A 3,265-nucleotide genomic window follows, 5' to 3' on the forward strand; every position below is an offset into this window, starting at 1 on the left:
GATACAAGCTATCTAACCCAGGGCTCTGGTTCCACTGGGAGAGTCAGCGAGCATCGCCCTCGGGGTGCTTTCGTCAAAGTTCTGCCCCTCCGAAGGAGAACACCTCTAGCCGCGCATCCGCAGACTTCTATCCATCCAGTTCGGGCGAGGTCAGTCCAGGCGGTCTCCTGCAATAGATCCGGGCGCAGGGATCGTCCGCACTCGTGGGGCACGCTGTAGTGCAGAATCGAAGTGATTGAAATCGCGCTGGCTGTCCCGGAAACCTGCAGGTGAAGAAGCGTCGGCCCCGCACCCACGGGGATGGTCCGCGTGGGTGGCGGGTCACTGGCAACAGATACGGGTCGGCCCCGCAGTGGCGGGGATGGTCCGAACCCCGGCGTGGTGTCCTGGGCGATCCGGTGGTCGGTCCCGTACTAGCGGGGATGAGCCCGGGCTGAACGACCGAATCGCCCGCTGGAATCGGTGCTCCCCGCGCGAGCGGGAATGAGCCCGCCAGCCGTTGCGCGTGGAGGTTGGACCCGCAGTGCTCCCCGCGCGAGCGGGGATGAGCCCTGTCGGGTGCCGCCCGCCTCGGTCGCGTCTCCGTGCTCCCTGCGCGAGCGGGAATGAGCCCCCGTCCAGCCGTACCGGGACGACGACGCCAAAGTGCTCCCCGCGCGAGCGTGGATGAGCCCGGGCTGATCTCGGGCGCGTGCCACCAAGTCGGTGCTCCGCGTGCGTCGCGTTCCCGGCTCCTTCGATCGACGGCAAACTTGGGCGGGGTGCCGCCGACCCTGCAGCCGCCGAATGGGGTGGTCTGATCCCACGTTCCTGGTACTGTGGCCGATTCCGCAGCCCACCTCGCCATGCCTACACTCGGAGTTGCCAACCATTTAGCTTGTGTCAGAGCCTGTGCGCGGCCGATTACCCAATCACGAATGCCCCGGACTCGCATTGCTAGTGCGGGGCATTCGGCGTTCTAGCTTGCGGGCGGCCCGTTCGGATCGATGGAGTGTCGTCAACCGCAGGCCCGCCGAGTACGTCAATATGGCGGTGGAGGCCTAGCCTCCGGTAAGTTCTTCAATCGCCGAAAACACCCAACTTCGGGACTACGTTCAGCAGCGCCTGGCAGGGCGGATCGCCGATGCCAAAGGCAGGGTTGCCGCCGGGCCGGTCTAGCGCTTCGCGGCTGAAAATGTTTGCGGGACAACGATGGGCGGGGGTACGAGGGTTGGTTCCCGCCCATCGTTGGTGGAGCGCTATCCCGCGAGCGGCGCAGTCGTGCGGCTCTTGGCGATGTCTTCGACAGCGAGATAGGCGAAGACCATCGCCGGGCCGATGGTCGCGCCGGGGCCGGCGTAGGTGTGGCCCATGACCGGTGCGCTGGCATTGCCCGCGGCGTACAAGCCCCTGATCACCGAGCCGTCCTCGCGTTGCACGCGACCGGCGATATCGGTGACCAGGCCGCCTTTGGTGCCCAGATCGCCGGGAACCAGTCGGGCGGCGTAGAACGGACCGGTCTCGAGCGCACCGAGATTGGGGTTGGGACGCTGGCGCGGATCACCGTAGTAGCGGTCATAGGCGCTATCGCCGCGGCCGAATTCCTCGTCCTTGCCCTTGTGAGCGAAAGTGTTGAACCGCGTGATCGTCTCCTGCAGCTTGTCGGCGGGCACCCCGATCTTCTTTGCCAGCTCGGCAATGGAGCCGGCGCGGGTGAGCGCACCGGATTTGAACCAACGCCCCGGCAAGGGCTGGCGCGGGGCCATGCCAGCGAAGGCGTACCGGTTGCGGTAGCTCTGATCGAACACCAACCAGGCCGGGATGTTCTCACCCGCACCCTCGCCCTGGCCGAAGTCACCGCCATACATCCGATGTGTGGCTTCGACATAGGGCAGCGATTCGTTCATGAACCGCTGCCCGCGATCGTTGATAATCATGCTGCCGGGCAGATTGCGCTCCGACAGACAGAACCAGGCCTGCCGCGGCAACGGAATCGAGGGCCCCCACCAGGCATCCTCCATGAACTCCACCGCGGCACCAAGTGCTTGGCCGACGCGAATCCCATCGCCAGTGTTGGCTTTGGCGCCCACGGTCCACTCGGTGCCGATCGGCTCGCGCTGATACTGCTTACGCATCTGCTCGTTGTGTTCGAAGCCGCCGCTGGCTATGACCACGCCGTGACGCGCGTTGAGAACTCTTGGCACACCGTCCTTTTCGATCACCACGCCACTGACGCGGTTGTCGTCGTAGCGCAACTCAACCAGCGCAGTGTTGAGCCACAGCGGAATACCCGCCTGCAGCAGCCCAGCGCGCAGCATGGCCACCAGCGACTGACCGCGTGCGAGCAGATTCTGGCGCAGCAGTTGGCCTTTGGCCCAGCGTGCACCGATTCGGATGGCCCGCAGCGGGAATCGCGGGTTTCGCAGTCCCAGATGAACCTGGCGGTAGTCAGCCTGGGTGAACACGAAGTTGCGCGGGCCCGAAGCGTAATCGGGCTCGAGGTTGGCCAGTTCGGCTCCGAGCTTCTTGCCATTGAAGGGCTTGGGTTCCACCGATCGGCCGTGCGCGCGGCCACCGGGGGCCTCGGGGTAGTAGTCGGAATAGCCGGGCACCCACTGCATGCGCAACGGGCTGACCTGGGTCAGGAAGGAGAACACCTCGGGGCCACGTTCGATGTAGGTGTCGATGCGTTCGGGTGCCACGACATCACCAACGATGGCCTCGAGGTAGGTGCGCGCATCCTGCAAGGTGTCCTCGATGCCGGCGGCTTTGAGCACGTCGTTGTTCGGGATCCACACCCCGCCGCCGGAGCGCGCGGTCGAGCCGCCGTAGTACGCGGCCTTTTCCACCACGACCACCGATAGGCCGTTGTGGGCTGCGGTCAGCGCCGCGGTCATCCCAGCGCCGCCGCTTCCGACGACGATGACGTCGAACTCGTCGACATCCTGTGCCATGGTTCTCCTTCAATTATCGAGTCGACCAGCACGCTAACCGCGCCCTAGTAGTGAAACACGTTCCTCACCCCTGCAGGAGGTGAATTGGGGTGCATAATCAGGCCACTTCCCAATCATCCGAAACCATAGACGAGAACGTGTTTCATTCGCCAGGGCGGTTGCGGTGAGCGGGTAGTGTCTACCGCGTCGATCCGTCTCGGCGTGAGTGTGTTCGTACCCCGGGTGGGCGCGCTCGTCCTGCGCAACCTCGCTGGCTGATCGGTGTAGCCCCGGTGATGGGACTCCCAGGACGTAGGCGCGAGTCGGTCGTGAGGATGTGAGAGGCGTCATAC

The 3,265-nt window shown here is 65.1% G+C and carries 1 protein-coding gene; it reads right to left on the reverse strand.

Translation table 11 applies throughout. The annotated features are described in order from the left end of the window. Positions 1-1,238: 1,238 nt before the first annotated feature. Positions 1,239-2,933 (reverse strand): 3-oxosteroid 1-dehydrogenase, encoded by a 1,695-nt coding sequence (gene kstD, locus ACFWPJ_RS28630; RefSeq protein WP_378855985.1) that lies wholly within the window; start codon positions 2,931-2,933, stop codon positions 1,239-1,241. Positions 2,934-3,265 lie beyond the last annotated feature (332 nt).

It is taken from the genome of Nocardia sp. NPDC058497 (assembly GCF_042720195.1).
Lineage (GTDB): Bacteria > Actinomycetota > Actinomycetes > Mycobacteriales > Mycobacteriaceae > Nocardia.